Here is a 6,439-nt window from a genome sequence, read left to right as displayed (position 1 = left end):
ACCAGCTCAAAAAGCTAGAAGTTCAATTCAACCAAAGGATAATTCGCCCAAAACCCACCCAGACCACCAGACGGTGGACCGAACCAGGCCTCGGGACGAGGTAATTGGCATCGATTTTTGACACGCTGTTGAGTTCTCAAGAATCGGACACACACCATCAACCACCTCAACGAGGAGGCCTCCGGGGCAACCCTTCAAACTTACCCGCCNCGATTTTTGACACGCTGTTGAGTTCTCAAGAATCGGACACACACCATCAACCACCTCAACGAGGAGGCCTCCGGGGCAACCCTTCAAACTTACCCGCCGCGCCCCACCGAGTCAAACCACGGTGATGCGGGCGGAACCTGCTTTCCGGAGCAGACCCGACTGGGTCGGACACTCCGGACACTCGTCAGACCCCGGGACCGGCCAGCTTCGCTCGGTGATCTCTCACCGCCGCGGTGGCGTCCGTTCCTCCCTGTCGGGCTGACGAAGAGAACAGTAGCCCGGTCCCCCGGGATTCCCCAAATCGCTCCCGGCACAGCGCCACAGACCCGTGGTGGCCGGTCTGTCGGAGCATCCGCCGACCACCGCGGACGGGCACGCGAGAGTCAGGAGACCCGGTCGATGACGATCGGGGGCAGGTCCGGCCGCGACCCCTCGGGGGCGATCGTGAAGCCGCCCTCGAGCGCCTCGAGCGCCCGGGCGAACCGCTCCGGCTCGTCGGTGTGCAGCGTCATGAGCGGCTCTCCCCCACGGATGGTCGCGCCGGGCTTGTGATGCAGCTCCACACCTGCCCCGGCCTGGACCGGGTCCTCCTTGCGGGCCCGCCCGGCGCCGAGGCGCCACGCGGCGACTCCGACCGCGAGGGCGTCCAGCTGGACGAGCACCCCGTCGGCCGGCGCGAGCACGTGGTGGGTCTCCTTGGCCGTCGGCAGCTCCGCGTCGGGGTCTCCCCCCTGGGCGCGGATCATCCGACGCCAGACGTCCATCGCCCGGCCGTCCGCGAGCACGTCCGCCGGGTCGATGTCGGAGCGGCCCGCACCCGCGACCATCTCCCGCGCGAGGGCGAGCGTGAGCTCGACGACGTCACCCGGGCCCCCGCCGGCGAGCACCTCGACGGACTCCCGCACCTCGAGCGCGTTGCCCGCCGTGAGCCCGAGCGGAGTCTCCATGTTCGTGAGCAGGGCGACCGTGTGCACGCCGGCGTCGGTGCCGAGGCGGACCATGGTCTCCGCGAGCTCGCGGGCCTGCCCGAGCTCCTTCATGAACGCGCCCGACCCGACCTTGACGTCGAGGACGAGGGACCCGGTGCCCTCGGCGATCTTCTTGCTCATGATGGAGGTCGCGATGAGGGGCACGCAGGAGACGGTCCCCGTGACGTCGCGCAACGCATACAGCTTCTTGTCGGCCGGGGCGAGGCCCGTGCCGGCGGCGCAGATGACGGCGCCGACGTCCTCGAGCTGGGCCATCATCTGCTCGTTGGTCACGTCGGCCCTCCACCCGGGGATCGACTCGAGCTTGTCGAGCGTGCCGCCCGTGTGCCCGAGGCCGCGGCCCGAGAGCTGCGGGACCGCGACGCCGCAGGCTGCGACGATCGGCGCCAGGGGAAGGGTGATCTTGTCGCCCACTCCCCCGGTCGAGTGCTTGTCGCTCGTGGGGCGGGACAGTCCCGAGAAGTCGAGCCGCTCACCCGAGCGGATCATCGCGTCGGCCCAGCGGGCGATCTCGCGCGGGTTCATCCCGTTGAGGTAGATCGCCATCGCGAGCGCCGACATCTGCTCCTCGGCGACGGCGCCCCTCGTGTACGCGTCGATGACCCAGTCGATCTGGGCGTCGGACAGCTCGGCCCGGTCGCGCTTGGCGGAAATGACGTCTACGGCATCGAAGGCTTCACTCACGGGACCATCATGTCCCAGCGCCGTCGGTGCCGGAGCACGACCGGGAGCGGACGTGTTCAGCCCTCGGCGTGACGCAGGTCCTCGGCCCCGAACGCCTGCGGCAGGACCGCCGACATCGGGAGCACGCCCTCGGGGGTCATGAGCAGGCACCGGGGCCCGCCGTTCTCCCAGAGGAGCTGCCGGCAGCGACCACACGGCATGAGGGCCTGACCGTCGCCCCCCACGCAGAAGACCGCGGTGAGGCGTCCGCCACCCGTGGCGTGCAGCTCGGACACCATGCCGCACTCGGCACAGAGAGCCACGCCGTAGGCGGCGTTCTCGACGTTGCAGCCGGCGACGACCCGCCCGTCGTCGACGAGGCCGGCGACACCGACGCGGAACCGGGAGTAGGGCGCGTACGCCCGCTCCATGAGCTCGACCGCGCGCAGGCGCAGCGACTCCCAGTCGATCGCGTCGGAGGTGCCGGGCTGCGGACTCGTCGTGTCGGCCACTAGTGCCCCTCGCCCTTGCGGTAGATCTGTCCGTCGGCTGCGGGCATGCGCAGGCGTTGCGAGGCGAACGCCAGCACGAGCAGGGTCGTGACGTAGGGCAGCGTGCTCGACAGCTCCGGCGGCACGATGTCGGTCAGGGCGTACCAGGCCCCGACGATCACACCGACGACGAGGGCGATGACGCCCTGCACCACGCGGCCCTTGCGGACGATCTGCCAGATCCCGATGCCGACGAGCAGCACCGCGAGCAGCAGGAGGAAGGCGTGGACGGTCGTGCCGCCACCGCGCAGCTGGGCCGCGTCGGTGTAGCCGAAGAGCACCGAACCGGCCATCAGACCGCCGGGGCGCCAGTTGCCGAAGATCATGGCTGCGAGGCCGATGTAGCCACGACCACCCGTCTGCCCGTCCCGGAACACGTTGGCCGCGACGAGGGCGAGGAAGCCACCGCCGAGACCGGCCAGACCGCCCGAGACGAGGACGGCCAGGAACTTGTAGCGCAGCACGTTGACACCGAGCGACTCGGCCGCGACCGGGGACTCGCCGACGGAGCGCAGACGCAGGCCGAAGGTCGAGCGCCACAGGATGTAGGCCGTCGCGATGAAGAGCAGGACGGCGAGGATCGTCACGACCGACACGTTGGTGCAGAAGGCACGGAGCACGCCGGCGAGGTCGGAGATGAAGAAGATGTGCTTCTGCTCCAGCTCACCGAGGGCGTCGGACAGGCCCGGGATGCTGATCGTCGGCAGCTCCTCGAGCGGTGGCGACTGCGTCGGGCCGCCACCCGGGAGGGTGCTGAAGAAGCGCACCGAGAGGTACTTCGCGAAGCCGAGCGCCACGATGTTGAGCGCCACACCCGACACGATGTGGTCGACGCCGAAGGTCACCGTCGCGATGGCGTGGATGAGTCCACCGACCGCGCCGCCGATGACCGCTCCGACGAGACCCCACCACGGGCCGAGGTGGTAGCCGAGGAAACCGGCACCCCAGGTGCCGAGGATCATCATGCCCTCGAGGCCGATGTTGACGACGCCGGCGCGCTCGGACCAGAGACCGCCGAGACCGGCGAGGGCGATGGGCACGGCGAGTCCGAAGGCCGCGATGAGCAGCCCGGACGAGTCGACGTCGTTGGCGCCGGTGACGACACGGAGGATCGAGAGCACGAGCACGGCACCGAGGCCGACCCCGACCCACTGGAGCGGGCTCAGGCGGAGCCGGCGCGGGGTGGCGGTGACCTTCTCGACGCCGGCATCCAGACCAGTGACACTCATGCCGTCGCTCCTTCCGGGGTGGGGGCATCGGATCTCGTCGCGGCCAGCTCCCTCGCCACCCGCTGCTGCTCGAGGCGCACGTCGGCGCGACGGATCAGCTCGTAGGCGATGACGACGGCGAAGAGGATCACGCCCTGGATGATGAAGACGACCTCGGAGGCGACCCCGGCGCGGATCTGCAGCGCGTTGCTCTGCACGTCGAGGAACGACCACAGCAGGGCCGCGGCCGCGATGCCGAGCGGGTGGTTGCGACCGAGCAGCGCGATGCCGATGCCGGCGAAGCCGAGTCCGGCCTGGAACGTCGTGCCGTAGCTGTGGTCCTGACCGAAGAGCAGCGGCATGCCGATGAGGCCCGCCAGAGCACCGGAGGCGATCATCGTGGTGACGACCATGCGCGGCACCTTGACGCCGCTGGCGACCGCGGCGCTCTCGGAGCGGCCCGTGGCGCGCAGGTCGAAGCCGAACCGGGTCTTGTTGATGACGAACCAGTAGAGGGCGCCGACGAGCACGGCGAGCAGGATGAGCGTGTAGACCTTGTTGGTCGCGCCCGGGATGAGGCCGAGACCGTCGAGCTGCGAGGACTCGGGGATCGGCTTCGTCGAGATGCTGTTGCTGCCCTGCTGCTTGACCGCGACCTTGAGCAGCAGCCACTGCACGACGCCGGTCGCGATCGCATTGAGCATGATCGTGCTGATCACCTCGGAGATGCCGCGGCGGACCTTGAGGTAGGCGGCGATGCTCGCCCAGAGGCCTCCGGCGACCATCGCCACGACGATCGTCAGGAGGACGTTGAGCGGGCCGGGGAACCAGGCCTGACCGGCGAAGGCCGCTCCGGCGAAGACCGCGACGCGGTACTGACCGTCGACGCCGATGTTGAAGAGGTTCATCCGGAAGCCGACCGCGACCGCGACGGCCGAGAGGTAGTAGACCGTGGCGCCGTTGACGATCTGGACGAGCTGGCGCGGCTTGGGCCAGCTGAGGATCGTCTGCCAGACCTCGACCACCGGGTCGCCGAGGAGCAGCAGGATGGCCGAGGTCACGAGGAACGCGACGACGAGCGCGAGCACGGGCGCCGCGACGGCGAGGAGGAGCTTGCGGGGGCTGAACGTGCTCATCGGGTCTCCTCCGGGTTGGCAGCAGCTCCGGTCATGGCCGCACCGAGGTCCTCGGCGGTGACGGTGTCGGGGTCGAACGTGCCGGTGAGCCGCCCGCGCAGGATCACCTCGATGGTGTCGGAGAGTCCGATCAGCTCCTCGAGGTCGGCCGAGATGAGCAGGACGGCGAGGCCGTCGCGCCGCGCCTGGCGGATGATGTCCCAGATGCTCGACTGGGCGCCGACGTCGACACCGCGCGTCGGGTGTGCGGCGACGAGCACCTTGGGCTGGTGGCTCATCTCGCGGCCGACGATGAGCTTCTGCTGGTTGCCGCCGGAGAGCGACCCCGCCTTGACGTTGATCGAGGGTGTGCGGACGTCGTACTCCTTGACGATCCGCTCGGTGTCGGCCTTGGCCCCCGCGGCGTTGATGATGAAGCCGCGGACGTTCGGCTCCTCGGTCTGGTGGCCGAGGATGCGGTTCTCCCAGAGGGGGGCCTCGAGGAGCAGGGCGTGCCGCTGGCGGTCCTCGGGGATGTAGGCGACGCCGGCCTCCCGGATCTCCCGCGTGCGCCAGTCGGAGATGTCGGTGTCGCCGAGGAAGACGAGCCCGGACGTGGGCTCGCGCATCCCCATGATGACCTCGACGAGCTCGGCCTGGCCGTTGCCCTCGACGCCGGCGATGCCCAACACCTCACCCGCGTGGATGGTCAGCGAGATGCCGTCGAGCACGTTGCGGCCGGCACCGGCGCCCGCGAGGACGATGTCCTCGATGCGCAGCACGACGCGGTCGGTGACCGTGGACTCCTCCGTCTGCGGGGTGGGGAGCTCGGCCCCGACCATGAGCTCGGCGAGCTGGCGCGCGTTGACCGACGACGGGTCGACGGTGTCGACGGTCGTGCCGCGTCGGATCACCGTGATGGAGTCGGCGACCGAGAGCACCTCGTCGAGCTTGTGCGAGATGAACAGGACGGTCAGGCCCTCGGACTTGAGCTCGCGGAGGTTGTCGAAGAGCTCGTCGACCTCCTGCGGCACGAGGACCGCGGTGGGCTCGTCGAGGATGATGATCTTGGCGCCGCGGTAGAGGACCTTGAGGATCTCGATGCGCTGGCGCGCACCGACCCCCAGGTCGTCCACGAGGGCGTCGGGGTCGACGTCGAGGCCGTACTCGTCCGAGATGCGCGTGATCTCGCGTCGGGCTGCGTCGCCGATGCCGTGCAGCTTCTCGGCGCCGAGGACGACGTTCTCGAGGACCGTGAAGTTGTCTGCGAGCTGGAAGTGCTGGAAGACCATGCCGATGCCGGCGGCGATCGCGTCGGCCGGCGAGTGCAGGTCGACGACTCGACCGCCGATGCTGATGGACCCCTCGTCCGGGCGCTGGACGCCGTAGAGGATCTTCATCAGCGTCGACTTGCCGGCGCCGTTCTCACCGACGATCGCGTGGACCGTGCCACGCGCGACCGAGAAACCGATGTCCTTGTTGGCGACGACTCCGGGGAACCGCTTGGTGATCCCCTCGAGTTGAACGGCGGGATGGGCGTCCGACGTCCCGTCGGGTCGCGCAGGTGCTGCGGTGATGGCGACAACTCCTCGTCCAGGCCCGGAGAGGAGTCCGGGCGGGTGGTTCGTGGGGCCGGGTCGAAGGACGTCCCGACCGACCACCGGAGCCGGGGACGGACACGGCCCGCGACGACGCTACCGCGC

The 6,439-nt window shown here is 69.6% G+C and carries 5 protein-coding genes; all 5 read right to left on the bottom strand.

Annotated features, from left to right (window positions below):
• Nucleotides 1–593: 593 nt before the first annotated feature.
• From ASH01_RS17240 to ASH01_RS17220, 5 genes are read right to left on the bottom strand one after another with little or no spacing between them, the layout of a single operon-like run.
• The gene (locus tag ASH01_RS17240) at nucleotides 594–1,883 is read right to left on the bottom strand and encodes a thymidine phosphorylase (RefSeq protein ID WP_056778636.1); all 1,290 of its coding nucleotides are present in this window, start codon (nucleotides 1,881–1,883) and stop codon (nucleotides 594–596) included.
• 56 nt (nucleotides 1,884–1,939) lie between these two features.
• A complete protein-coding gene (locus tag ASH01_RS17235) occupies nucleotides 1,940–2,374 on the bottom strand; it encodes a cytidine deaminase (protein ID WP_056778633.1) in 435 nt (144 codons plus the stop codon).
• The gene (locus ASH01_RS17230; protein ID WP_056778621.1) at nucleotides 2,374–3,642 is read right to left on the bottom strand and encodes an ABC transporter permease; all 1,269 of its coding nucleotides are present in this window, start codon (nucleotides 3,640–3,642) and stop codon (nucleotides 2,374–2,376) included. The genes ASH01_RS17235 and ASH01_RS17230 overlap by 1 nt, the downstream gene beginning before the upstream one ends.
• Nucleotides 3,639–4,757, bottom strand: coding sequence for an ABC transporter permease (locus tag ASH01_RS17225; RefSeq protein WP_056778617.1), 1,119 nt, complete (start codon nucleotides 4,755–4,757; stop codon nucleotides 3,639–3,641). Before ASH01_RS17225 ends, ASH01_RS17230 begins: the two co-directional genes overlap by 4 nt.
• The gene (locus ASH01_RS17220) at nucleotides 4,754–6,397 is read right to left on the bottom strand and encodes an ABC transporter ATP-binding protein (RefSeq protein ID WP_082619943.1); all 1,644 of its coding nucleotides are present in this window, start codon (nucleotides 6,395–6,397) and stop codon (nucleotides 4,754–4,756) included. Before ASH01_RS17220 ends, ASH01_RS17225 begins: the two co-directional genes overlap by 4 nt.
• Between the last annotated feature and the right edge of the window lie 42 nt (nucleotides 6,398–6,439).

The organism is Terrabacter sp. Soil811 (assembly GCF_001429655.1).
GTDB lineage: Bacteria > Actinomycetota > Actinomycetes > Actinomycetales > Dermatophilaceae > Terrabacter.
The sequence above is the reverse complement of the archived record's forward strand: the minus strand, read 5'-3'. Positions and strand labels throughout refer to the sequence as shown.

What these genes read in the sequence shown, in the direction of transcription:
- ASH01_RS17225 (WP_056778617.1), bottom strand. Translation starts at nt 4,757, where the DNA reads ATGAGCACGTTCAGCCCCCGCAAGCTCCTCCTCGCCGTCGCGGCGCCC.
- ASH01_RS17230 (WP_056778621.1), bottom strand. Translation starts at nt 3,642, where the DNA reads ATGAGTGTCACTGGTCTGGATGCCGGCGTCGAGAAGGTCACCGCCACC.